At 63.1% G+C, this 24,510-nt stretch carries 16 protein-coding genes; 7 read left to right on the forward strand and 9 right to left on the reverse strand.

Going from position 1 to position 24,510, the window contains the following annotated elements:
- Positions 1-95: 95 nt before the first annotated feature.
- Complete coding sequence (locus tag AC07SI_RS25600) at positions 96-389, reverse strand: BolA family protein (RefSeq protein WP_065904311.1); 294 nt, start codon at positions 387-389, stop codon at positions 96-98.
- Positions 390-395: 6 nt separating this feature from the next.
- On the reverse strand, positions 396-914 hold the full coding sequence (locus AC07SI_RS25605) for a DUF2059 domain-containing protein (RefSeq protein WP_025855033.1): 519 nt from the start codon (positions 912-914) through the stop codon (positions 396-398).
- 193 nt (positions 915-1,107) lie between these two features.
- Between AC07SI_RS25605 and AC07SI_RS25610 the strand changes: the two genes are divergently transcribed.
- Positions 1,108-2,490, forward strand: coding sequence for a class II fumarate hydratase (locus AC07SI_RS25610; RefSeq protein ID WP_065904309.1), 1,383 nt, complete (start codon positions 1,108-1,110; stop codon positions 2,488-2,490).
- On the opposite strand, the gene AC07SI_RS25615 is transcribed toward AC07SI_RS25610, so the two are convergent.
- The 3 genes from AC07SI_RS25615 to pap form a co-directional block, all read right to left on the reverse strand.
- Positions 2,487-3,443, reverse strand: coding sequence for a DMT family transporter (locus AC07SI_RS25615; RefSeq protein WP_495006750.1), 957 nt, complete (start codon positions 3,441-3,443; stop codon positions 2,487-2,489). The genes AC07SI_RS25610 and AC07SI_RS25615 overlap by 4 nt on opposite strands.
- A gap of 118 nt (positions 3,444-3,561) precedes the next feature.
- Positions 3,562-4,746 carry a thiolase family protein gene (locus AC07SI_RS25620; protein ID WP_106803077.1) on the reverse strand — a complete coding sequence of 395 codons (1,185 nt, stop codon included), beginning with the start codon at positions 4,744-4,746 and terminating at the stop codon, positions 3,562-3,564.
- 1,183 nt (positions 4,747-5,929) lie between these two features.
- Positions 5,930-7,444, reverse strand: a complete 1,515-nt coding sequence (pap, locus tag AC07SI_RS25625; RefSeq protein WP_065904299.1) for a polyphosphate:AMP phosphotransferase — start codon at positions 7,442-7,444, stop codon at positions 5,930-5,932.
- A 156-nt stretch (positions 7,445-7,600) separates the two neighbouring features.
- Here pap and mnmC point away from each other — a divergent pair, with 156 nt between their 5' ends.
- Entirely contained in the window at positions 7,601-9,598 is a 1,998-nt protein-coding gene (gene mnmC, locus AC07SI_RS25630; RefSeq protein ID WP_495006751.1) for a bifunctional tRNA (5-methylaminomethyl-2-thiouridine)(34)-methyltransferase MnmC2/FAD-dependent 5-carboxymethylaminomethyl-2-thiouridine(34) oxidoreductase MnmC1, read from the forward strand.
- Between the two features lie 8 nt (positions 9,599-9,606).
- Here mnmC and AC07SI_RS25635 read toward each other — a convergent pair whose 3' ends face one another.
- The gene (locus tag AC07SI_RS25635) at positions 9,607-14,442 is read right to left on the reverse strand and encodes an NEL-type E3 ubiquitin ligase domain-containing protein (protein ID WP_495006752.1); all 4,836 of its coding nucleotides are present in this window, start codon (positions 14,440-14,442) and stop codon (positions 9,607-9,609) included.
- A 311-nt stretch (positions 14,443-14,753) separates the two neighbouring features.
- Here AC07SI_RS25635 and AC07SI_RS25640 point away from each other — a divergent pair, with 311 nt between their 5' ends.
- From AC07SI_RS25640 to AC07SI_RS25655, 4 genes are all read left to right on the forward strand, one after another.
- Complete coding sequence (locus tag AC07SI_RS25640) at positions 14,754-16,526, forward strand: N-acetylglutaminylglutamine amidotransferase (protein WP_065904293.1); 1,773 nt, start codon at positions 14,754-14,756, stop codon at positions 16,524-16,526.
- 3 nt (positions 16,527-16,529) lie between these two features.
- Positions 16,530-18,278: an N-acetylglutaminylglutamine synthetase gene (gene ngg, locus AC07SI_RS25645; protein WP_065904291.1), complete on the forward strand. Its 1,749-nt coding sequence runs from the start codon at positions 16,530-16,532 to the stop codon at positions 18,276-18,278.
- A 399-nt stretch (positions 18,279-18,677) separates the two neighbouring features.
- Positions 18,678-19,862, forward strand: coding sequence for an osmoprotectant NAGGN system M42 family peptidase (locus tag AC07SI_RS25650; RefSeq protein ID WP_065904290.1), 1,185 nt, complete (start codon positions 18,678-18,680; stop codon positions 19,860-19,862).
- 60 nt (positions 19,863-19,922) lie between these two features.
- Positions 19,923-20,150 carry a YheU family protein gene (locus AC07SI_RS25655; RefSeq protein ID WP_003192759.1) on the forward strand — a complete coding sequence of 76 codons (228 nt, stop codon included), beginning with the start codon at positions 19,923-19,925 and terminating at the stop codon, positions 20,148-20,150.
- A 10-nt stretch (positions 20,151-20,160) separates the two neighbouring features.
- Here AC07SI_RS25655 and csrA read toward each other — a convergent pair whose 3' ends face one another.
- A complete protein-coding gene (gene csrA / locus AC07SI_RS25660) occupies positions 20,161-20,364 on the reverse strand; it encodes a carbon storage regulator CsrA (RefSeq protein ID WP_120449285.1) in 204 nt (67 codons plus the stop codon).
- Positions 20,365-20,528: 164 nt separating this feature from the next.
- Positions 20,529-21,350 (reverse strand): SDR family oxidoreductase, encoded by an 822-nt coding sequence (locus tag AC07SI_RS25665; protein WP_065904286.1) that lies wholly within the window; start codon positions 21,348-21,350, stop codon positions 20,529-20,531.
- Positions 21,351-21,678: 328 nt separating this feature from the next.
- Here AC07SI_RS25665 and AC07SI_RS25670 point away from each other — a divergent pair, with 328 nt between their 5' ends.
- Complete coding sequence (locus AC07SI_RS25670) at positions 21,679-21,831, forward strand: DUF3309 family protein (RefSeq protein WP_015885095.1); 153 nt, start codon at positions 21,679-21,681, stop codon at positions 21,829-21,831.
- 71 nt (positions 21,832-21,902) lie between these two features.
- Here the strand turns inward: AC07SI_RS25670 and AC07SI_RS25675 are convergent, their stop codons facing one another.
- Positions 21,903-23,990 (reverse strand): LTA synthase family protein, encoded by a 2,088-nt coding sequence (locus tag AC07SI_RS25675; protein WP_065904285.1) that lies wholly within the window; start codon positions 23,988-23,990, stop codon positions 21,903-21,905.
- Between the last annotated feature and the right edge of the window lie 520 nt (positions 23,991-24,510).

Raw genomic sequence — 24,510 nt, forward strand, 5'->3', positions numbered from 1 at the left:
TACTGCGAGGATGTTTTATGTGTCTAATTACAGGCACAGGATACGGCAACCTGCGAGCGCGAACGCGCCGCGCCCGCAGGCCTTGGGCTGCGGGCTCAGTGCCCGCCGGCGCAGGTCGGCGAGGCCGGGGCTGCGTCGATTTTCGCCCATTCTTCAGGCGTGTAGGTGTGCAGCGCCAGCGCATGAAATTCGCTCATCAGGTCACCCAGGGTGGCGTAGACCTTCTGGTGGCGCTTGACGCGGTTGAGCCCCTCGAACTGCGGGCTGACCAGTACGGCCTTGAAGTGCGTTTGCAGCCCACGGCTGTGCATGTGGCTTTCATCCAGCACGCTCAAGTGGTCCGGGCCCAGGGCGGCAAGTGCCGTTTCGATACGCTGTTGCATGCTCATTCCTGCTTACTTCTTCTTGGCCGGTGCGGCGGCTTTTGGCGTCAGCTCGTTGGTCATGTCTTCCAACAGCTTGTTCACCACCGGTACGGCGCTTTCCAGTTTTTCCTGGGTCATCTGGGCCGATTGCTGGGTCAGCTGCGGCATTTTCTCGAGGACTTTCTTGCCCAGTGGCGACTGGTAGAACGCGACCAGGTCCTTGAGCTCGGATTCGCTGAAGTTGCTGGTGTAGAGCTTGACCATGTCGGGTTTCAGCTTCGGCCAGCCGATGGCCTGGTCGAGGGCGGCGTTGGCCTTGGCCTGGTAGCTGTCCAGTACGGACTGCTTGGCGGCAGGCGCCTTGGTCTGTTCGAAACGCTGGGCGAACATTTGCTGCACTTGCATGTACACCGGGGTACCCAGCTTGTCGGCGTGGGCCAGGGTAAGGAAGGCTTCGGCACTGGCGTTGTGGCTGGCGGTATCGGCAAAAACCTGGCCGCTGGCGCAAACCAGAGCAACCGCGGTACAGATGGCACGAAGACGAGTCATCGAGTTTCCTTTTCTAGCAGGCGAGGTAAGACCCCAAGGGCGCCCATTCTGCGCCTAAAAAACGCTGCGGCTCAACCCCGGGCCTTGTACGGCCTGGATTGGCACGGGATGAATCTGATGAAAAGTCTTTTAGGGAACCCCATAGGCCCATCAAGGCCTAAACTGCGCAAACGAACCTGAAGGAGTGTGCCCGATGAGCCGTATCGAAACCGACAGCCTGGGAGAAGTCGCCGTCCCGGATGACGCTTACTGGGGCGCCCAGACCCAACGTTCGCTGGTGAATTTCGCCATCGGCGAGCAGCGCATGCCACTGGCGGTGCTGCACGCCCTGGCCCTGGTGAAGAAGGCCGCCGCGCGGGTCAACGACCGTAATGGCGATTTGCCCGCCGACATCGCCCGCCTGATAGAACAGGCCGCCGACGAAGTGCTCGCCGGCCAGCATGATGACCAATTCCCGCTGGTCGTCTGGCAGACCGGCAGCGGCACCCAGAGCAACATGAATGCCAACGAGGTGATCGCCGGCCGTGCCAACGAGCTGTCGGGCAAGACCCGCGGCGGCAAGAGCCCGGTGCACCCCAACGATCACGTCAATCGCTCGCAAAGCTCCAACGACTGCTTCCCCACGGCCATGAGCATTGCGGCCGTGCAGGCGGTGCACACCCAGTTGCTGCCGGGCATCGCCAATCTGTCCGGCGGCCTCGCGGAACTCGCCGCGCGGCACATGAAACTGGTGAAGACCGGCCGCACCCATATGATGGACGCCACGCCGATCACCTTTGGCCAGGAACTGTCAGCCTTTATCGCCCAGCTTGACTACGCCGAACGCGCCATCCGCAGCGCCCTGCCCGCCGTGTGCGAGCTGGCCCAGGGCGGCACTGCCGTCGGCACCGGGCTGAATGCGCCGCATGGTTTCGGCGAGGCGATTGCCTCCGAGCTGGCCGCGCTGTCCGGCCTGCCGTTTGTCACGGCGCCCAACAAATTCGCCGCGCTTTCCGGACACGAGCCACTGGTGACCCTGCACGGCGCGCTGAAAACCCTGGCCGTGGCCCTGATGAAAATCGCCAACGACCTGCGCCTGCTGGGCTCGGGCCCACGCGCCGGGCTGGCCGAGGTCAAGCTGCCGGCCAACGAGCCCGGCAGTTCGATCATGCCCGGCAAGGTCAACCCGACCCAGTGCGAGGCGCTGTCGATGCTGGCCTGCCAGGTGTTGGGCAACGACGTGACCATCGGCATTGCCGCCAGCCAAGGGCACTTGCAGTTGAACGTGTACAAGCCGGTGATCATCCACAACCTGCTGGAGTCGATCCGCCTGCTGGCCGACGGCTGCAACAACTTCCAGGAGCACTGCATTGCCGGCCTCGAGCCCGACGCCACGCAAATGGCCGAGCACCTGGAGCGCGGATTGATGCTGGTCACCGCGCTCAACCCACACATCGGCTACGACAAGTCGGCAGAGATTGCCAAGAAGGCCTACGCCGAAGGGCTGACGCTGCGTGAGGCCGCCCTTGAACTGGGCTACCTCACCGATGCAGAGTTCGACCAGTGGGTTCGCCCGGAAAACATGCTGGGCGCCTAAGACGCCATGCGCAGCCGCCGGGCCTTGAGCCCGGCGAGCAGCGAGGGGGCCAGCGCCACGGCCGCCGAACCGAGCATCACCACCAGCGCGCCGAAATATCCCAGCGCGTTGATTTCTTCTGCCTGCACGTAGTTCGGCCACAGCCAGGCTGCCAGCGCCACCGCGACAAACGTCACCAGCGGCGTCAACGCCAGCGTCGCACTGACCCGCGAGGCCTCCCAGTGGGCCAGGGCTTCGGCAAATGCGCCGTAGGCCACCAAGGTATTCATGCAGCACGCCAGTAACAGCCAGCCTTGCAATGGGCTCAGGTCCAGCGCTTCCAGCGGATGCGCCCAGGGAGTGAGCAGCACCGCGCAGGACAGGTAGATCACCATCATCACCTGCAGCGAATTCCACACCGTCAGCAACTGCTTCTGGCCGAGGGCGTAGAACACCCAGATCGAGGTGGCGAGCAGGATGGTCAGCACGCCGGCGGTGTAAGTGCCGACAGACGTGAGCAACTCCTCCAGGCGCTGGTTGAAAAACAGCCCAAACCCCACGATCAACACCACCAACCCAAGCACCTGCCCCCGGCTGAAACGCTCCTTGAACACAAACACGCTGGCGATCATCAGAAAGATCGGCCCCATCTGCACCACCAACTGGGCGGTGCCGGGGCTGAGCATGTTCAGGCCCACCAGGTACAACACGTAGTTGCCGACCAGCCCGCACACGGCCATCGCCACCAGCCAGCCGCCCTTGGGGCCGAGCACTTTGCGGCTGGGCAGACGCTTGGTGGCCGCCAGGTACAGGAACAGGCAACTGCCGGCGACCGTCAGGCGAAACCACGTGACCGTGACCGGGTCCATCACTTGCAAGACCTGTTTGAGTTTGACCGGGAGGATGCCCCAGAGCAGCGCGGTCAACAGGGTCAGGCAGAAACCGTAGACCCAGCGGCCGGAAGAGATGTGCATGAGTGCCCCAGATGCCAGAGGAAGTGGAACGGGCATTCTAGGGGCAAGCAGAAGGATTGGGCTACGGCGCAATTCAATTGTAGGAGCCGGCAAGCCGGCGCCTACATTGGCGGGTGATCTAGCGGACGGCCTCGAACAGACCGGTGGCGCCCATGCCGCCGCCCACGCACATGGTGACGATGCCGTAGCGCAGGTTGCGCCGCTGCAGTTCCCGCACCAGGTGCCCGACTTGCCGCGAACCGGTCATGCCGAACGGATGGCCGATGGAAATCGAGCCGCCGTTGACGTTGTACTTGGCGTTATCGATTTCCAGGCGATTGCGCGCATACAGGCACTGGGAGGCGAACGCTTCGTTGAGTTCCCACAGGTCGATGTCCGCCACCTGCAAGCCACGCGCCTTGAGCAGCTTGGGCACCGAGAACACCGGGCCGATGCCCATTTCGTCCGGCTCGCAACCGGCCACGGTGAAGCCGCGGAAAAACGCCTTGGGCTTGAGCCCCAGCGCCAGGGCTTTTTCCAGGCTCATCACCAGGGTCATCGAGGCCCCGTCGGACAACTGCGAGGAGTTGCCCGCCGTCACCGAGCCGTCTTCGGCAAACACCGGCTTCAACCCGGCGAGGCTGGCCAGGGTGGTGTCCGGGCGGTTGCAATCATCGCGATCGACCACGCCATCAAGGACCTGCACCGCGCCGGTGTTCTTGTCCTCGACCTTGTACTTGACCGCCATCGACACGATTTCATCGTCGAACAACCCGTCGGCCTGCGCCTGGGCCGTGCGCTGCTGGCTTTGCAGCGCATAGAGGTCCTGGTCTTCGCGGCTGACGTGGTAGCGGCGCGCGACGATTTCGGCGGTCTGGCCCATGGGGAAATAGATCCCCGGCACCTGCTCCTTGAGCAGCGGGTTGATCAGGTTGTCGGTGTTGACGCTTTTCATGGTCAGGCTGATGGACTCGACGCCGCCGGCGACGATGATGTCGCTGCAACCCGAAGCAATCTGGTTGGCCGCAATCGCAATCGCCTGCAGGCCCGACGAGCAGAATCGGTTGAGGGTCATGCCCGCCGTGCCGGTGCCCAGCTGCGAGAGCACTGCCACATTGCGACCGATGTTGTAGCCCTGGGCGCCTTCGTTGGAGCCGGCGCCGACGATGCAATCCTCGACACTGGCCGGGTCGATGCCGTTACGGGTCAGCAGTGCGTTGACGCAATGGGCCGCCATATCATCCGGGCGGGTCTGGTTGAACTTGCCGCGAAAGGACTTGGCCAGGCCGGTTCGCACACTGTCGACGATCACTACTTCACGCATGGGCTACCTCGATCTTGTCGTTGTTGGGAGATCAATCGAGGATAGATCCGCGCCCGCCCGGCCGCGATGATCATTCACCTGGCATATACAAAAGCATGGGGTGGTGCGCGGGTTTGGAGTGCAGAGGGGTGTTGTGCAGAAGTCTAGTTGTGCAGAAGGTTGTTGTGCAGCGGGTTTGTAGGGCAGAGGGTTTAGGTGGCCGGGCCCTTGTGGTGAGCAGGCTTGTCCTGCGTTGGGGCGCGAAGCGGCCCTGACCCAGGCACTGCAGTGCTTCAGTTAGAAGGGGTGGCCAGGGTTTGGGTGGCCGGGCCCTTGTGGTGAGCAGGCTTGTCCTGCGTTGGGGCGCGAAGCGGCCCCGGCCCCAGGCACTGCAGTGCTTCAGTCAGAAGGGGTGGGCAGGTTTTGGGGCTGCTGCGCAGCCCAACGCGGGCAAGCCCGCTCGCCACAAAAAAGCTGGCTCTCCACTACGTGCTGGCTGTCCACCACGCGGGTTTGTAATGCAGAGGGTTTGGGTGGCAAGACCCTTGTGGTGAGCAGGCTTGCCCTGCGTTGGGGCGCGGAGCGGCCCCGGCCCCAGGCACTGAAGTGCTTCAGTTAGAAGGGGTGGGCAGGTTTTGGGGCTGCTGCGCAGCCCAACGCGGGGCAAGCCCGCTCGCCACAAAAAAGCTGGCTCTCCACTGTCCACTAAAAGCTGGCTGTCCACCACGCGGGTTTGTAGTGCAGAGAGTTTGGGCTGCCAGGCCCTTGTGGTGAGCAGGCTTGTCCTGCGTTGGGGCGCGGAGCGGCCCTCACCCAGGCAGTGCGGTGCTTCAGTCAGAAGAGGTGGGCAGGTTTTGGGGCTGCTGCGCAGCCCAACGCGGGGCAAGCCCGCTCGCCACAAAAAAGCGGGTTCTCCATTAAACGCTGGCTGTCCACCACGCGGGTTTGGAGTGCAGAGGGTTTGGGCGGCCAGGCCCTTGTGGTGAGCAGGCTTGCCCTGCGTTGGGGCGCGAAGCGGCCCTGACCCCAGGCACTGCAGGGCTTCAGTTAGAAGGGGTGGGCAGGTTTTGGGGCTGCTGCGCAGCCCAACGCGGGGCAAGCCCGCTCGCCACAAAAAAAGCGGGCTCTCCACTAAATACCAGCTTTGTCCACCATAGCTGTCCACCACAAGCCAGCTCTCCACCCCAAGCCGACTGCCTCGCGCTTATTTCTTTTTCTTCTTGTCGTGCTTGTCGCTTTTCTCGAATGCTTCTTCCAGCGCGCGGTTGATGGTGCGCAGCACTTTTACCCGCGCCCAGCGCTTGTCATTGGCTTCCACCAATGTCCAGGGCGAGACCTCGGTGCTGGTGCGGTCGACCATGTCGCCGACGGCGGCGCGGTAGTCGTCCCACTTTTCGCGGTTGCGCCAGTCGTCTTCGGTGATCTTGAAGCGTTTGAACGGGATTTCTTCGCGGGCCTGGAAGCGTTCCAATTGGGTTTGCTTGTCGATCGCCAGCCAGAACTTGACCACGATCACGCCCGCATCGCGCAGTTGCTCCTCAAAGTCATTGATCTCGCCGTAGGCACGCATCCAGTCGGCCGGGGTGCAGAAGCCTTCGATGCGCTCCACCAGCACGCGGCCGTACCACGAGCGATCGAACACAGTGAACATGCCGCGCGCCGGGATCTTCTGCCAGAACCGCCACAGGTAAGGCTGGGCGCGTTCATCCTCGCTCGGCGCGGCAATCGGCACGATGTGGTACTGACGCGGGTCCAGTGCCGCCGCGACACGCCGGATCGCGCCGCCCTTGCCCGCCGCGTCATTGCCTTCAAATACGGTCACCAGGGCGTGCTTGCGCATGCGCTTGTCGCGCATCAGGCCGGAGAAGCGGGCCTGCTCGGTAATCAGCTGTTCTTCGTAATCGTCCTTGTCCAGGCTCAGCGTCATGTCGAGGCTGTCGAGCAGACTCTTCTGGTCCACCGAGGCCAGCAGCGGCGCCGGGTTCATGCCGCTGGCCTTGCCCTTGGCCTGCTTCAGGGCATTTTGCAGGCTTTCGAGCAGGATCTTGCCCACGGTAAGACTGCGGTAGTGCGCATCGACGCCTTCGATCACGTGCCACGGCGCGTAGTCGCGGCTGGTGCGGCGCAGGATGCGCTCGCCAAAATGCACGAACTTGTCGTAAGTCGCGGACTGCTGCCAGTCCAGCGGGCTGATGCGCCAGCTGTGCAACGGGTCGTCGGCCAGGGCCTTGAGGCGCGCTTTCATTTGCTTCTTGGACAGGTGGAACCAGAACTTGAAGATCAGCGCGCCTTCATCGCAGAGCATTTTCTCCAGGCGCTCGGCCCCGGCGATGGCCTGGTCGAGCCGCGCGTCCTTGATCTCGCCATGCACCCGGCCCTGCAGCATCTGGCTGTACCAGTTGCCGAAAAAGATGCCCATGCGGCCCTTGGCAGGCAATTGGCGCCAATAGCGCCAGGCCGGTGGGCGGGCCAGTTCTTCGTCGGTCTGCTGGTCGAAGGTGCGCACCTCGATCAGGCGCGGGTCCATCCATTCATTCAGTAGTTTGACCGTCTCGCCCTTGCCGGCCCCTTCAATGCCGTTGATCAGGATGATCACCGGGAAACGCTTTTGCTGCTGCAGCTCGTACTGCACCTCCAGCAACGCTTCGCGAAGGGCCGGGACTTCGGCGTCGTAGGTGTCTTTGTCGATGGCGTGACCAATTTCGGCAGATTCGAACATGGGCGGCTCCGTTCCAGAATTCAGCAAGACTAGCGGATTGGGCAACGACACGCGGGAGGAAATTCCACTGCCGCTTGCCTTGGATCAATGCGTTGGTAGTTGATCGGCTAGAATGGCCGCCTTGCCGTTGCCTGCTTCGTTGATGATGAGCCGCCCATGACCCCCGTATTGCCCAACGCCCAGCTCGACTGGGATGACCAAGGTCGCCCGCACTCGCGGGTGTTTGACGACGTGTACTTCTCCGATAAGTCCGGCCTTGAAGAAACCCGCTACGTGTTCCTCGAGCAGAACCGCCTGCAGGAACGCTTTGCGGCCCTGCCGGTGGGCGGGCGGCTGGTGATTGGCGAGACCGGCTTCGGCACCGGCTTGAATTTTCTCTGCGCCTGGCAGTTGTTCGAACAGCACGCCGTGGCCGGTGCGCGCCTGCATTTTGTCAGCGTGGAAAAGTACCCGCTGAGCCACGCCGACCTGCAGCGCGCCCTCGCCCTCTGGCCGCCACTGCAGCCCTTCGCCGAGCAACTGCTGGCCCAGTACATCGCCATTCATCCAGGCTTCCAGCAACTGGTGCTGGATAACGGCCGGGTGACCCTGACCCTGCTGGTCGGCGATGTCATGGAGCAATTGCCGCAACTGGACGCCCAGGTCGACGCGTGGTTTCTCGACGGCTTCGCCCCGGCGAAAAACCCCGAGATGTGGACCGCCGAGCTGTTCGCCGAACTGGCACGCCTGGCAGCCCCCGGCTCGACCATCAGCACCTTCACCAGCACCGGCTGGGTTCGGCGCCTGATCAACGCCGCCGGTTTCAAGATGAAGCGCACGCCGGGCATCGGTCATAAATGGGAAATCCTGCGCGGTGAGTTTCTCGGCTGGCCCGCCGAGACGCCCGCGCCGGCTGCGGTCAAACCCTGGTTCGCGCGCCCTCCCGCGCTCCATGGCGAGCGCCACGCCCTGGTGATCGGCGGTGGCCTGGCCGGTTGCGCCAGCGCCGCCAGCCTGGCCGCACGCGGTTGGCGGGTCAGCCTGCTGGAGCGGCATGAGGCCCTGGCCCAGGAGGCCTCCGGCAATCCGCAGGGGGTGCTGTACCTCAAGCTGTCCGCCCACGGCACCGCCTTGTCGCAGATGATTGTCAGCGGCTTCGGGCATACCCGGCGCCTGCTGGAACACCTGCACCGGGGGGTGGATTGGGATGGCTGCGGCGTGCTGCAACTGGCCTTCAATGCCAAGGAGGCCGAACGCCAGGCGCAACTGGCCGGGGCGTTCGCTCCGGACTTGCTGCACCTGCTGGACCGGGATCAGGCCCAGGTGCGCGCCGGGGTTGGCCTGGAGCATGGCGGGCTGTTTTTCCCCGAAGGTGGCTGGGCGCACCCGCCCGCCCTCTGCCAGTGGCAGGCAAGCCACTCCGGGATCAACGTGCTGGCCCATCACGAGGTGCTGGAGCTGCGCAAAGTCGACGACCATTGGCAGGCCTGGGACGGTGAGCAGTTGCTGGCCAGTGCCCCGGTGGTAGTGCTGGCCGGTGCCGCCGAGGTCAAGCGTTTTGCTGCCAGCGCCGCGTTGCCCCTCAAGCGTATTCGCGGGCAAATCACCCGGTTGCCCCAGACCGCCGACAGCCAGGCCTTGGCCACGGTGGTGTGCGCCGAAGGTTATGTGGCGCCGCCACGCCTGGGTGAACACACACTGGGGGCCAGCTTCAATTTCCACAGCGATGACCTCGCCCCCACTGCTGCCGAGCATGCCGGCAACCTCGAGCTGCTGGAGGAAATCTCCCCGGACCTGGCCCGGCGCCTGCAGGCGGGCAGCCTCGCCCCGGATGCCCTGGAAGGCCGCGCTGCATTTCGCTGCACCAGTCCGGATTACCTGCCGATTGTCGGCCCGCTCGCCGACCCCGAGGCCTTCGACCAGGCCTACGATGCGCTGCGCAAGGACGCCCGCCACGCCCCGCAAGCCGCCTGCCCGTGGCTGGACGGTCTGTACGTCAACAGCGGACACGGCTCGCGGGGCCTGATCACCGCGCCGCTGTCCGGCGAGCTACTGGCAGCCTGGCTGGACAACGAGCCGCTGCCCCTACCGCGCAGTGTGGCCGAGGCCTGCCACCCGAACCGCTTCGCGGTGCGGGCCTTGATTCGCAGCAACGCCGTGAAAAATCCGCGCTGAGCGCAGGCTCAGTGCACCGTTGGCAATGCACAGCCACCCAGGTCATCCAGCCTCAACGCCTCCTGGGTCAGGCGTTCAAGCTCGGCGGACTCCGCCCGTTGCCGGTCGTCACTGATCTGATCGATACGGTTTTTGTAGGTGGCGTCATCCAGGGCTTCACGCTGCTCGAACAGCGTGTCCGAGCGGCTGATGAATGGTTCGTTCAAGGTTTCAAACGAACCGCTCTGGGTCTTTTTCAAGTAGTTTTGCCACCACGGCAGACTCGCCAGGTACTTCAGAAGCAGCGGCGAAAGCTCAGCCTCCTTGACCTGCGCTTCGGCCATTCTGAGCATGTTCTGGGTGACCCCGCCGAGGCTGGCATAGCGCATGTGGCGAGGCTGCCCCGGCAAGTGCAGGCGCTCGACCAGGCCAGTCCGATAGGCCAGGCTGACCTCCAGCGGGTCGACCGTCGGATGCGCGACACTATGGCGACGGGCGATGGACGCCAGCCGATCGAGACGAAACAAGCCCCTGCCCAAGCGCAGCAGCGGCCGGGTCTGCGCTTCGCCCGTTTCGACCTGTCGCACCGCTTTGCGGACCAGAACCAGTACCTCCACATTACTGAAACTGTCGGCGGCGCTGTCATCACAGTTCAACGGCGTGGCGGCGAGTTCGAACACTTGGCCGCGCAACTCGACATCCTCTGCCGTCGCTTCCAACACGTTCCAGACACGCCGGTGCAGGTCCTCTCGCACGTGCACGCTGTCTGCGGTATCACTCAGCCCTGCCAGCAGCTTGAACAGTCCGTCGCAAGCCGGCTCATCGCGAAGCCCCAGCCAGATCTCGGCTTGCTGCGCGTGCCCCGCCAGCCGTTCATCCCCCAGCCACAGGGCCTTGGCCCGCTGTTCGTGTAACCGGCCAATGTCATCTTCAAAAAAACCCATGCCCACCCCCGTCTCGTCGCGGTAATGGTTCAGTAGCTGGCGGGTGCCGGCATCCAGCGGGTTTTGCTCCAGGTGGATGTTCTCGGGCTTGCGCTGCTCGGTGTCGAACAACCACGGCGGCAAGCTGACGATATCGTTGGCGCGCAGGTCGAGTCGGTTCAGGTGGGGAATGCGCATAATGCCGGTCGGCAGGCTTGTCAGCCGGCAATTGCGCAAGGCCAGGGTCTGCAGATCGAGCATCTTGTAGACCACCGGTGAGTCCAGCAGCGGGTTGTCGTTCAGGTTCAGCACTTGCAGCGCCTTGAGGTCGGCGAGTTTGGTGCGGGTGTACTCGGTCAGTTGCAGTTGGTTGTGGTCCAGGTACAAGTGACTGAGCTGCTTCATTTGCTGGAGCACTTCCGGCAGCCGCGTGATGCGGTTACCCGTCAGTTCGAGGAAATTCAGGCCCTTGAAGTGCTTGAGGAAATACCCGACGTCGTCGTTGAGCCCCATCCGCTTCAACGACAACTGCCGGACATGCCCGAAATGGACACCCGGCGGCAGGGTCGGCAAGGCGCCAACGGCCATGCCGTCAAGATTCAGGATCGGGACCTGGCGAGCCGCCACATCCCGGCTCAGTGTCGCGTATTGCCAACTGCGCTTGATCGCTTCTGCGGCCTGATGGCGCGCCAGGCGCAGGTCAAGCAGGGCCTGGTTGGATTGCGCGACCTTGTCCTTGGTCCACAGCTTCAGGGCCCGATGCAACGCCTCATATTGTTCTTCAAGGGCACGCACGGCTTTGGCGCGGGACAGGTGATCGGAGCCCAGGGCTTGCAGGAAAGTCGCGATGCGCGAGTCATCAAACAAAGGGTAGAGCTTTCTGACCTTGCGCATCAGGCCATGGGGATATTGCTGCCACCCCATCGGCGTGGCCTGCACGCACGACAGGGCCGGTTCCTCAGCCAGCGCCCGTTCCGGCCACAGGTAACGAGCTATCCGGCTGCGCTCATCCTCGGCCTTACCGATAAGGGTGTGGCGCAGGCGACTGGCCATTTCGTTTCCGTCGAGTCCCATTGCCTCGATGTGCTCGGCGGACAGGCAGTCGAGCAGTGCCGTGTAGAACCCTTCCGGACCACCGGCCAGCGCACCCAGCGACACCCCCTGCCCATCGTGGGCGCGAAAGCCCTTCGCCGACTGAACCAGCACACGCGTGGCGGCGGCCTCTGTATCGCCCACCTGGGCGAGAACGTCGCCTCGCAAGCGCTCACGGCGCACCTGCAGCACCAGGTCCTCGGGCCAGCCCGGCACCACGCGCAGCAGGCCGGTAGCGATGCGGCGGGTGGCATCGGTGGCCACCTCCGGTACGTACAGGCCCATCAGGGCCTCGTCTTCGTCCAGCGCCTCCTCGGTCGCGCGCGCCCATTGGCGCAGGCGCAGCGGCACGCGCCGGGTATGCCGCAAGCGCAGGCGCTCGGCGGTGGAGGCTTCACTCATGACTTCCCAGGCGAGCCGAATAGGCAACTGCGGATGACGGTCCTTGAGCAGCCCATGATCCGCCTGCTCGGTGAAGTCGACATGCGCTCGCAGCCGTTCATACACCGCTCGATGATGCTGCTTGAGCGATGCCGCGAGGCGCCGCGCCAGGATCGCTTGCTCCTCGCCTGGCTGAAAGGCGCCGCCCAGCAGTGTCACCTTTTCTTCATCGTCCAGGGCGGCCAGCAATGTCGGCAGGATCTGCCCGCTTTTCAGTTGCTGCGTGGTCAGGTGGATGCTCAGGTCTTCGTAGTCGAAAGGCGCAGTGTCAGGGTGGCGCTCAAGCACATAGCCTTCATCGTCCAGCAGTTCGAAAAACCGCCCTTTGGGCCAGCCGTCCATCAACGGCAGCGCCTGCATCTGCACGTGGGAGGTCGTCGCGTCGAGGGGGGCTTGATGGTCCATTTGCCAGATCAGGTCGCGAATACTCTGGTTCTGCCGCATGCGCTGCGCACAATCGCGCAACCGTTCCGGCAATGGCAGGTTGTCCCTGGCCAGTTGCTGCAGGCGGGACAAGTTCATATCGGTGATGGCGGCGATTTGGCGCAATTGTTCCGGGGTAAAGGACTTCAGGCTCGGGTCGAGCCGCCCCAGGATGTATTCGACACTTTCCCACTCATAGGGACGCTCGAACGAGAACTGCCAGCCGCCCTGGAAGTTGTGGCTCACCGGCGGCTGATACGCCGACGCACGTCGCGGGTGCACGGCTCTCCACCGGCCGGTACGGGCATCGAAGGTGATCGAATACACCGCACCGTCGATATTCACGTAGGACTGGCCGTCGACCTGATACACCCCTCGCGGACCGGCAACCCGGCCGTGCAGCGACAGGGACTGCTGATAGGGCTCGGGACGGGTACGCCATAACCGCGTGGATTGGTCCGGCATGCGCACACCTTCGACTTTCTCGTACAGCCGCGACGTGGCAGGGGTAGATCGCCACAGCCGCCCCACCACGCTCGTCCCCGCCGCGAACAAGGCCATGGCGGCCAGGTTTTCAGCGACGTTGGTCAGGTGCCTGAGCGCTTCGTGCTTGTCTTGGTGGACCCAATCGTCCACCCCATCGAAGACCTCCCCAAGAATCTGCCCGACCGCCACGCCCATCATCAGTTGCCCGATGACCGGCACCATCAACCCCGCGACATTCAGCAGGGTCAGGCCGATATCCAGGTAATTCTGGACGCGCTCCTTGCGCGCATCGTCATCGGCCTGGGCGTTGGGCACCGCCAGTACCAGGGCATCGAGGCGGATCTTGCCGACACAGGCATTGAAAAAAAACGTCGACACATTGCTGGTTACCGCCAGCGGCTCCACCCGTATCAACGTTTTGTTCTGGTCAAAGCGCTGAAAAAAATCGAAGCGCTCGGACTCATCCAGATAGCCGGTGAAAAACGTTCGATAGGAGCCGACCTGGAGTTTGAGCGTCAGGTAGACCTTGAACTGCTCCAGGGACTCATAGCGGTACCACGGGCGCACCGGCTCATTGGGCATGTACACCACGATCGGGCCGCGGGAAAGCCCCTCGGCCGCCGTGCTGGAAAACACCAGCACGCCCCACAGGCAAGCCCCGTCTATGTTCAAGCCCTGCCAAGTCAACGGTTGGCGGTTGAACCACACGTTTGGTACCTCGGCGGCTGGCAGGTCGAGCCTGACCACGTCGAGCAACAACGCACGGGTGGGGGCGTCGATATCGCCCTTGCCATAGGCCACATGCAGGTCGATCTGCATGTCCAGGCGGCGAGGCTGGCCAACCTCGCTGACCGCCGGGTTATAGCCCCGGCCAGTGTCCAGTTGGCCCTCACCGGGAGCAGACAGGTTGAACACTTCACGGATATGCGCCTGATAAGCCGCGCCCAGGTTCAACTCGCGACAGTAACCGACAAAGATATGCGCGGTGGGGTGTTGCGCAATCGCGCGCTTTGGCCCGACACGCACGACCGCGTTGATCGGTAGCCCGCCCACCGCGGCCGAGGTGTCGGAAAAGTTCTGCATGGCGGCCTGCAACAGGCTGTGCCGCTCCAGGTTGATGGTCTCGATCAGCATGCCGCCAAGGTCTGCACTCACACCGCTGAATGAACGCCGGGGCAGATCCAGGGTGTCATTATCGATGTCCAGTCCAGCCAGGCCTTTGCTCGCCAGGAAGGCGCCGAGCCGTTCGCGGCAAAACTGATCCAGGGGCTTGAGGCGGCGCAGCAGCCGCTGCAGTTTTTCCCGCGGCCGTTCACTCAGCGCATGCGCCCGCTCGATGCCGTGCAGCACATCGGCATCAGCCTTGACCAACCAGGCCGGCAGTTGCTCATACAGCACTTGCGCCTTGTCCAGGTCGCCGGTGACTCCGAGCAGCGCGGCCATCGTTTCATCCTGAGTCACAGGCGCGACGGCCTGGCTCAAATCAACTGTTTGCGTCATTAACAACGTTCCTTCATTGCGTTGAACAATGACGCAGCACGATAAGCCCACCCTCCTCGCCAAAGGGTTCAAATAGTTGCGCGTTCAAGCACTGGAGCGCCCTGGTTTTTGTACCTGAACGTGATCTGGTTACCGCCACGTTAGCCCACGCCACGCGGGCCGGGGGGCACTTCGCAGGCAGGGGCGGCCGTTTGCCATATAACTTATTGATCTAAAACTCCGCACATGGGCGTGGGGTCAGTCCCTAGGTACCCGCTGTATTGGCGCGTGCATTTCTATCCCTCCCCAACGGAAAAACCGGTAAGGACTCTATGTGCGGATTAGCTGGAGAATTACGTTTCGATCACCAACCTGCCGACCTGGCAGCGGTGGAACGAATCACCCATCACTTGGCGCCACGCGGACCTGACGCGTGGGGCTTCCATGCCCAAGGGCCGATTGCCCTGGGCCATCGACGCCTGAAAATCATGGACCTGTCGGACGGCTCCGCCCAACCGATGGTCGACGCCCAACTGGGCCTGTCCCTGGCGTTCAACGGCGCGATCTATAACTTCCCGGAATTGCGCCAGGAGCTTGAAGCCCTCGGCTACGCCTTCTACTCCGGTGGCGACACCGAAGTGCTGCTCAAGGGCTATCACGCCTGGGGCGAGGCCCTGCTGCCCAAGCTCAATGGCATGTTTGCATTCGCCATCTGGGAGCGCGATGCCCAGCGCCTGTTCATCGCCCGCGACCGCCTCGGCGTCAAGCCGTTGTACCTGTCGCGTACCGGCCAGCGTTTGCGCTTCGCCTCGGCCTTGCCGGCGCTGCTCAAGGGCGGCGATATCAACCCGATCCTCGATCCGGTGGCGCTCAACCATTACCTGAACTTCCACGCCGTGGTGCCTGCACCGCGCACCTTGCTGGCAGGTATCGAAAAACTGCCGCCGGCCAGCTGGATGCGCATCGACGCCGACGGCACCACCGAGCAGAAAACCTGGTGGACCCTGCCCTACGGCCCGCACGAGGATGAGCGCAACCTCACCCTCGAAGACTGGACCGACCGCGTGCTCGACAGCACCCGCGAAGCCGTGGCAATTCGTCAACGCGCCGCCGTGGATGTCGGTGTGCTGCTGTCCGGCGGCGTCGACTCGAGCATGCTCGTCGGGCTGCTGCGTGAAGTAGGCGTGCAGGACCTGTCGACCTTCTCCATCGGGTTTGAAGACGCCGGCGGCGAGCGTGGCGACGAATTCCAGTACTCGGACCTGATCGCCAAGCACTACGGCACGCGCCACCATCAGTTGCGCATCGCCGAAAGCGAGATCATCGAGCAATTGCCGGCGGCCTTCCGCGCCATGAGCGAGCCGATGGTCAGCCACGACTGCATCGCCTTCTACCTGCTGTCGCGGGAAGTGGCCAAGCATTGCAAGGTGGTGCAGAGCGGCCAGGGTGCCGACGAGCTGTTCGCGGGTTACCACTGGTACCCGCAGGTCGACGGCGCCAGCGATCCGTATGCCGCCTACCGCGAAGCATTCTTTGACCGCAGCTATGACGACTACGCCGCCACCGTCGCGCCGAAATGGCTGACCGCCAACGACGCCGCCGGTGACTTCGTGCGCGAACATTTCGCCATGCCCGGTGCCGATGCGGCCGTGGACAAGGCGTTGCGCCTGGACAGCACCGTGATGCTGGTGGACGACCCGGTCAAACGCGTCGACAACATGACCATGGCCTGGGGCCTGGAAGCGCGTACGCCGTTCCTGGACTACCGCCTGGTGGAACTGTCGGCCCGCGTGCCCGGCAAATTCAAGCTGCCCGACGGCGGCAAGCAAGTGTTGAAGGAAGCCGCGCGCCGGGTGATCCCGAGCGAAGTCATCGACCGCAAGAAAGGTTACTTCCCGGTCCCCGGCCTCAAGCATTTGCAAGGCGACACCCTCAACTGGGTGCGCGAGTTGCTGCTCGACCCGAGCCAGGACCGTGGCCTGTTCAATCCGGCCATGCTCGACCGCCTGCTGACCGATCCGCAAGGCCAACTGACCCCGCTGCGCGGCTCCAAGCTGTGGCAACTGGCGGCGCTGAACCTGTGGCTCAGCGAACAAGGAATCTGATTGATGAAACCCCATGCAGCGGCTTACAGCCAACGCTTGCTCAAGGGCCAGGCGCCAACCTACGAGCGCCTGCAAGCCCGACTGGCCGAAGATGGCAGCCCGCTGGCCGCCGAGCCGATTGCCGTGCACTGCGGCTGGGGCCGGTTGTTGATCGGCCATACCTTTCCCGACCCCGCGAGCCTGGCCGAGGAACTGCTCAACGAGCAGCCTGGTGAGCGCGACATCGCCCTGTACGTGGCGGCGCCGCAGCAGATCCTCGGGATCGATCCGCAACAGTTGTTTCTCGACCCCTCCGACACCCTGCGCCTGTGGTTCAGCGACTATCGTCCGGCCACCCGGGTGTTTCGCGGTTTCCGCATTCGCCGGGTGCAGACCGAGGCAGACTGGGCGGCAGTCAACCAGCTCTATCAAGGGCGGGGCATGTTGCCGGTCGACGCTGAACGCCTGACCCCGCGCCATCAAGGTGGCCCGGTGTATTGGTTGGCCGAGGATGAAGACAGCGGCGCGGTGATCGGCAGCGTGATGGGCCTCAATCACCAGAAAGCCTTCCACGACCCGGAAAATGGCTGCAGCCTCTGGTGCCTGGCGGTGGACCCGCACTGTACGCGTCCTGGCGTCGGCGAAGTATTGGTGCGCCACCTGGTGGAGCACTTCATGAGCCGTGGCTTGAGTTACCTCGACCTGTCGGTGCTGCACGATAACCGCCAGGCCAAGAACCTCTACGCCAAGCTCGGCTTTCGCGCGCTGACGACCTTTGCGATCAAGCGCAAGAACGGCATCAACCAGCCGTTGTTCCTCGGCCCGGGTCCGCAGGCGGGGTTCAACCCCTACGCGCGGATCATCGTCGAAGAGGCGCACCGACGCGGCATCGATGTGCAGGTGGATGACGCCGATGCCGGCCTGTTCACCCTGAGCCATGGCGGGCGCCGCGTGCGCTGCCGCGAGTCGCTGAGCGATTTGACCAGCGCGATCAGCATGACCCTGTGCCAGGACAAAAGCCTGACCCACAAGGTGTTGAAAGCTGCCGGATTGAAACTGCCATCGCAGCAACTTGCGGGCAGCGCCGATGACAACTTGGAGTTCCTCGACGAACACCAGCGCATCGTGGTCAAGCCGCTGGATGGTGAGCAAGGCCAAGGCGTGGCAGTGGATCTGCAGACCATTGAAGAGGTGCAGCAGGCCATCGAAGCGGCGCGCCAGTTCGACAGCCGCGTGTTGCTCGAAAGTTTCCACCAGGGCCTCGACCTGCGCATCCTGGTAATCGGCTTCGAGGTGGTCGCCGCCGCGATCCGCCGCCCTGCCGAAGTCACCGGCGACGGCCAGCATTCCATCGGGGCATTGATCGAAGCCCAGAGTCGGCGGCGCCAGGCGGCCACCGACGGCGAAAGCAAAATCCCCGTGGACGCCGAGACCGAACGCACCCTGCAGGCGGCCGGCTACGACTACAGCAGCATCCTGCCCCGGGGCCAGACCCTGGCCGTGCGCCGCACCGCCAACCTGCACACCGGCGGCTGCCTGGAAGACGTCACCGCCATCCTGCACCCCACGCTGGTCGACGCCGCCGTGCGCGCCGCCCGCGCCCTGGACATCCCCATGGTGGGCCTGGACCTGATGGTGCCCGCCGCCGACCAACCGGACTATGTATTTATCGAAGCCAACGAACGGGCCGGCCTGGCCAACCATGAGCCGCAGCCGACGGCGGAGAAGTTTGTGGACTTGTTGTTTCCCCATAGCCAGCCGACCGCCCAATAACCCAGTGGAGAGCCGGGCTGTTGTGGAGAGCATGTGCGTGGTGGCAAGCAGGCTGTGTCTGGCAGGCAGCGCTGTTTTGGCAAGCAGGGCTGCCGTGGCAGGCAGAACTGTTTTGGCAAGCAGGGCTGTCGTGGCAGGCAGAACTGTTGTGGCAGGCAGGGCTGTTGTGGCGAGCGGGCTTGCCCCGCGTTGGGCTGCGAAGCAGCCCCCATCCAGGCGCCGCGTTTTTCCAGCCAGAGCTGATTGGCAGGTTTTGGGGCCGCTTCGCAGCCCAACGCGGGGCAAGCCCGCTCGCCACAAACACTAAGTGCCACCCATCGCCTGCTTACCACAACAGGTCCCACTTGCCACAGTAAGCCCGCTCGCTCCAATAGCGCGCTCACCTCACGAGGAGTTTTCATGACTCGAACCATCCCCGAACCGGACCTCAATTACCTGCAAAAAGTCTTGCTGGAAATGCTCGCCATTCCCAGCCCGACCGGGTTTACCGACACCATCGTGCGCTACGTCGCCGAGCGCCTGGAAGAGCTCGGCATTCCGTTTGAAATGACCCGGCGCGGCACCATTCGCGCCACCCTCAAAGGCCAGAAAAACAGCCCTGACCGCGCCGTCTCCGCCCACCTGGACACCATCGGCGCCGCCGTGCGCGCGATCAAGGACAACGGTCGCTTGACCCTGGCGCCGGTAGGTTGCTGGTCGAGCCGCTTTGCCGAAGGCAGCCGCGTCAGCCTGTTCACCGACAACGGCGTGATCCGTGGCAGCGTGCTGCCGTTGATGGCCTCGGGGCATGCGTTCAACACCGCCGTGGATGAAATGCCAGTGAGCTGGGACCACGTTGAATTGCGCCTGGACGCCTACTGCGCGACCCGTGCCGACTGCGATTCCCTGGGCATCAGCATTGGCGACTATGTGGCGTTCGACCCGCTGCCGGAGTTTACCGAGAGCGGGCATATCAGCGCGCGCCACCTGGACGACAAGGCCGGCGTCGCCGCCCTGCTCGCGGCGCTCAAGGCCATCGTCGACAGCGGCGAGCCGTTGCTGATCGACTGCCATCCGCTGTTCACCATCACCGAGGAAACCGGCAGCGGCGCCGCGGCTGCCCTGCCCTGGGATGTGAGCGAGTTTGTCGGCATCGATATCGCCCCGGTCGCCCCCGGCCAGCATTCCAGCGAGCATGCCGTGAGCGTGGCGATGCAGGATTCCGGCGGGCCGTATGACTATCACCTGTCGCGGCACCTGTTGCGACTGGCAACCGATAACGAACTGCCGGTGCGCCGCGACCTGTTCCGCTACTACTTCAGTGATGCTCACTCGGCCGTGACCGCCGGCCACGACATCCGCACCGCGCTGCTGGCGTTTGGTTGCGATGCAACCCATGGCTACGAGCGCACGCATATCGACAGCCTCGCTGCCCTGAGCCGGCTGTTGAGCGCCTACATCCTCAGCCCGCCCGTGTTCGCCAGCGACGCCCAGCCGGCCCAGGGTTCACTGGATCGGTTCAGTCACCAGATCGAGCATGAAACACAGATGGAAAGCGATACCCGCGTGCCGTCGGTGGACAGCCTGGTGGGCAACAAGTCCTGAATACTGGCAACTGGAGTCCCGGCGCAGTAGCATCGCCGGGATTCTCTATGTGAGGCTTGTATGCTGATTCCCTACGACGCGCTTGAAGTCGACACCCTGACCCGCCTCATCGAAGATTTCGTCACCCGTGACGGCACCGACAATGGCGACGACACGCCCCTGGAAACCCGTGTATTGCGTGTGCGCCAGGCGCTGACCAAGGGCCAGGCATTGATCGTGTTCGACCCGGAAAGCGAGCAGTGCCAGTTGATGCTCAAGCACGATGTGCCCAAGCATCTGTTCGACTGACCGAGGTTATTCAGGGGTTGGGCACCAGCACCGGATGGGTGGCAGCGCCTTGGCGCTCGAGGATTTTCTGATAGACCTCGGCACGATGAACATGCACCCCGGTCGGTGCCTCTACCCCGAATTTCACCTGGTTACCGTTCACCTCGAGGATGTGCACGGCGATGGTGTCGCCGATGGAGATGATTTCGTCGACAGTACGGCTTAATACCAGCATGGTCGTTGTCCTTTTTGAGTCTCAGGACCTTGACCATGCGCGCATGGATGGGCGCCATCAATGGCTTGCAAACAAATCAGCCAGCACCTACAAACGTTGGTAATTTGCCTGACAGACCTGATGAAATATTGCCTTCGGTAGCGCCCTCACCGGCCAGCCTGGGTTCAAGCCTTGGCGCTTTGACCCTGGGCCTTGGCGCGCATCTTGTCGGCCATCACTGTCATCTCGTCGTACAGCAACTGTGGATTCTTCTGCTTCAACGCCCACGCCATCCGCCCCTGCTCATGGGGCAGGATCATGAACTCGCCCGCCGCCACCCGCTGGTAGATGTAGTCGGCAATGTCCGCCGCCGAGATCGGCGAACTCTCGAGCAACTTGCCCACCTGCGCCTTCATTGCCGGGGTCGGTCCGCGAAACGAATCCAACAGGTTGGTTTGGAAGAACGACGGGCAGACCACGTGCACCCCGACCTCTTGCTGCTTGAGCTCCACCAGCAGGCTCTCCGACAAGGCCACCACACCGGCCTTGGCCACGTTGTAGTTGCTCATGGCCGGGCCCTGCATCAACGCCGCCATCGACGCGATGTTGATAATGCGGCCCTTGCTCTTTTCCAGCAGCGGCAGAAACGCCTTGCAGCCCTTGACCACACCCATCAGGTTGATCGCGATCTGCCAATCCCAATCCTCCAGCGACAGCTCGGCGAAGAACCCACCCGAGGCCACGCCCGCATTGTTGACGATCACATCAATGCCGCCCAGCTTCACCTCGCAGGCCTGGGCAAACGCGGTGAGCTGGCTGTAGTCGCGCACGTCGCAGCGCTGGATAAAACCCTCGCCACCGGCCTCTCGCACCAGCCTGAGGGTTTCCTGCAAGCCCGGCTCACTGACGTCCGACAAGGCCAACTGCCAACCCTCACGGGCCCAGCGCAGAGCGATTTCACGACCCAGGCCGGACCCGGCGCCAGTGATCATCATGCGATTTTGCATAGGAAGTAGCCTTGTGGTTCACAGAAGAAGTGACCGGCAGTGTAGCGAAGGTTTTTCCTGCACCCACGCACCATCAGATTGATGAATGCCCCAGGCAAACCGCAGGCCGGGTCGGATGCCGGCGTATAGCCTAAGTTCAATCTTTTTCAACTAATGAGCTGCAGTTGCGAACGCATTAAAAGAAATAAGCCTGTGTGCGAAATGCTTTAAAAAAACACGGAATTTTCTCTGTCGTGGTGCAGTCGGAGTTGTTAAGGCGTCCGAATTTAAATGACGGGCCCCTCGTTAAATAACCGGTCTTTGCAGAAGGCCTATAAGGAAAAAAACTATGAGCCTCATTCTGATCATTATCCTGATCCTGTTGCTGGTCGGCGGTCTGCCAGTGTTCCCTCACTCGCGTAACTGGGGTTATGGCCCGTCGGGTATCCTCGGTGTAGTGCTGGTGGTGCTGTTGGTGCTGTTGCTGCTGGGTCGGATATAACCGCCACCCGGTATTAAAAAGATGCAAAAAAAAGAGGCCTTGAAAAAGGCCTCTTTTTTATTGCCGGTTAGTTAGTCCGGCTTACCATTCACCACGCCGGCGGTGTTATCCAGCAGGCTCTTGGTGGCGGTTTGCAGGAACGACTCGAGTCGCTGCTTGAGTGCAGCCTCGTCCGGCGATTCAGGAATCACTTTGCCGGTAGGGTTGGCGCCGAGTTCGTATTCCCACAGTTTCGGCGGCATTTCCTTGGGCAATACCAGGATCCGGTCGGCGGTGACCAAGGCTACCGTCTGGTCGCTGCCGGACGGCTTGATCACGCCGAAGCCCTTGTCGCCTTCCGGCAGGTTGAGCAGGTCACGACCCCAGCACTGGTGCAGGGTGTCACCACCGAGACGGCCCATGATGGTCGGCACGATGTCGATCTGGGTGCCCACGGTGTGGTCACGCTCGCCGAACTTCTCTTGCATGCCGGGTGCAATCATCAGCATCGGCACGTTGAAGCGGCCCAGGTCCATCTCGGTGATTTGCTGTTCGTTGCCGAAACCGTGGTCGCCGACGATCACGAACAGGGTTTCCTTGAAGTACGGCTCCTTGCGGGCCTTTTCAAAGAACTGGCCCAGGGCCCAGTCGGAGTAACGCATGGCCGTCAAATGCTCGTTGAGGCTGCCACGGTCGGTGACTTTCTCGACCGGCAACGGCGTCGGCAATGCGTACGGGGTGTGGTTGGACAGGGTTTGCAGCAGCGCGTAGAACGGCTTGCCACCTTCGCGGGCTTTCAACTCTTCCAGGCCACGGTTGAACATGTCCTGGTCGGACACGCCCCAGGTCGGGTCGGAGAACACCGGGTTGACGAAGTCATTGCGGCCGATGAAGTTGGTCATGCCCTGGTTGCTGAAGAAACCCGACTGGTTGTCCCAGGCGAAGTCGCCGTTGTAGACATACACGTCGTCAAACTTGCGCGCACTGAGCAACTGCGGCAGGCCCGACAGCTTGTGGCTGCCTTCCGGGGTCTGCATCAGGTATTCGAAGCCCGGCAGGTTCGGGAAGCACGCCATGGTGGCGAACATGCCCTGGTGGGTGTGGGTGCCGTTGGAGAAGAAGCGGTCGAACAGCAGGCCTTCCTTGGACAGTTTGTCGAAGTACGGCGTGATGTTGCCCGGACGCCCCAGCGCGCCGACCGAGTGACCGGCGAAGCTTTCCATCAGGATCACGACCACGTTCTTGATCGGCAGGGTCTTCTCGGCCGGTGGCGTGTAGTCACGGCGCACGGCGGCGATGTCGGCATCCACCAGCTTTTCCTGCGGCAGCACCAGCATGTCACGCACGGTCTGGGTCGCCAGTGGCTGATCCAGGGTCGCCTTCCAGATGTTCGAGCGGTCTTCAGAGAAGCGCGACTTCGCGGCCGCGATCAGCGACAAGGTGCCGTTGAGGCCCAGTTGGTTGGCGAAGTTCGATTCGGTAGTGTAGACATCACCCCAACGCAGCGGCGGGCCCTGGCGCAGGGTGCCACGTGCGGCGACCACGGCGATCAGCAGGCAGACCACGAACACCGCGATGCGGCTGTACCACGGTGCGACCTGGCGGGTGCCGATGCTGCCACCGCTGAACGGGCCGCGCGGGCGAGTGGCGCGGTCGGCGCCCTTGAACGCGATGCTCAGGATCAACGTGCCCACGGCCCATGCCAGCAGGTAGCGCACCACCGGGAAACCGTACCAGAGCATGCTCATCACGGTTTTCGGGTCTTCCTTCACATACTGGAAGACCAGGCCGTTGAGGCGCTGGTGGAACTCGCGGTAGAAGTCCATTTCCATCAGGCCCAGGAACAGCGCGATGCTGGACGCTACGGTCAGCCAGAAACGGAAGAACCCACGTGCCGCCATCGCCCGTACGCTGAACAGCGCCAGCAGCAATGGGATGATCAGGTACACCACCAGGCGCAGGTCCAGACGCAGGCCGTTGGCGAAGGCTTCGAGGAAGGTCGAGGCCGGGGTGTCGAGGATCATCTCGCGGTTGTACACCAGCAGCGCCAGGCGCAGCAGCGAGAACATCACCATCATGACCAGTGCGCAGAGCAGCGTGTAAGCCAGATGGGATTTGACGGTCGGTTGCAGCAGGCGATTAGAAGCTCGCTGCTGACTCAGGGCGTCCGGGTTTGCCATGTCGTTTCAGGACCCATTGGAAGTTTAAGTTGCGAAATAATGCAGTGGCGTCCGTCCCTCGCCCAGGCTGGCTGGGGTAGGCGGTTAACGCGGTGGCGCAAATGGTGCCCGATCAAAGCCGGCAAGGCTATTAATTACTGAACGTGCACCCCTGCCCCGCCTTTAATGGCAGTTGAGATAGGGCCTTTGGCTGGGAGGTTTGAGCGGGCGAATTGTCTTGGATGGGATGTGAAAATTGTGTGCGCAGAATATTTCGAAACATAAATGTGGGAGCGGGCTTGCTCGCGAAGGCGCCAGATCAATCACCTCTTCAGCGACTGACCCACCGCTTTCGCGAGCAAGCCCGCTCCCACAGTTTTGATCGCTGTTCGGGCTTGGGATTCGGGATGCTGCACCGGCATTTGAGCGGACGGCACAACTCGGTTCCAACCTTGAAATACATCCCAAATGTGGGAGCGGGGGGGGGGGGGGGGGGGGGGGGGGGGGGGGGGGGGGGGGGGGGGGGGGGGGGGGGGGGGGG

The organism is Pseudomonas sp. GW821-FHT05D12, assembly GCF_059419825.1.

Excerpts from the sequence above, each read along its gene's own strand:
- AC07SI_RS25665 (WP_065904286.1), bottom strand. The coding sequence starts at position 21,350 with ATGCAAAATCGCATGATGATCACTGGCGCCGGGTCCGGCCTGGGTCGT.
- ngg (WP_065904291.1), top strand. The coding sequence starts at position 16,530 with ATGAAACCCCATGCAGCGGCTTACAGCCAACGCTTGCTCAAGGGCCAG.
- AC07SI_RS25600 (WP_065904311.1), bottom strand. The coding sequence starts at position 389 with ATGAGCATGCAACAGCGTATCGAAACGGCACTTGCCGCCCTGGGCCCG.
- AC07SI_RS25670 (WP_015885095.1), top strand. The coding sequence starts at position 21,679 with ATGAGCCTCATTCTGATCATTATCCTGATCCTGTTGCTGGTCGGCGGT.
- AC07SI_RS25655 (WP_003192759.1), top strand. The coding sequence starts at position 19,923 with ATGCTGATTCCCTACGACGCGCTTGAAGTCGACACCCTGACCCGCCTC.
- AC07SI_RS25610 (WP_065904309.1), top strand. The coding sequence starts at position 1,108 with ATGAGCCGTATCGAAACCGACAGCCTGGGAGAAGTCGCCGTCCCGGAT.
- AC07SI_RS25615 (WP_495006750.1), bottom strand. The coding sequence starts at position 3,443 with ATGCACATCTCTTCCGGCCGCTGGGTCTACGGTTTCTGCCTGACCCTG.
- AC07SI_RS25620 (WP_106803077.1), bottom strand. The coding sequence starts at position 4,746 with ATGCGTGAAGTAGTGATCGTCGACAGTGTGCGAACCGGCCTGGCCAAG.
- AC07SI_RS25640 (WP_065904293.1), top strand. The coding sequence starts at position 14,754 with ATGTGCGGATTAGCTGGAGAATTACGTTTCGATCACCAACCTGCCGAC.
- AC07SI_RS25675 (WP_065904285.1), bottom strand. The coding sequence starts at position 23,990 with ATGGCAAACCCGGACGCCCTGAGTCAGCAGCGAGCTTCTAATCGCCTG.
- csrA (WP_120449285.1), bottom strand. The coding sequence starts at position 20,364 with ATGCTGGTATTAAGCCGTACTGTCGACGAAATCATCTCCATCGGCGAC.
- AC07SI_RS25650 (WP_065904290.1), top strand. The coding sequence starts at position 18,678 with ATGACTCGAACCATCCCCGAACCGGACCTCAATTACCTGCAAAAAGTC.
- pap (WP_065904299.1), bottom strand. The coding sequence starts at position 7,444 with ATGTTCGAATCTGCCGAAATTGGTCACGCCATCGACAAAGACACCTAC.
- mnmC (WP_495006751.1), top strand. The coding sequence starts at position 7,601 with ATGACCCCCGTATTGCCCAACGCCCAGCTCGACTGGGATGACCAAGGT.
- AC07SI_RS25635 (WP_495006752.1), bottom strand. The coding sequence starts at position 14,442 with ATGACGCAAACAGTTGATTTGAGCCAGGCCGTCGCGCCTGTGACTCAG.
- AC07SI_RS25605 (WP_025855033.1), bottom strand. The coding sequence starts at position 914 with ATGACTCGTCTTCGTGCCATCTGTACCGCGGTTGCTCTGGTTTGCGCC.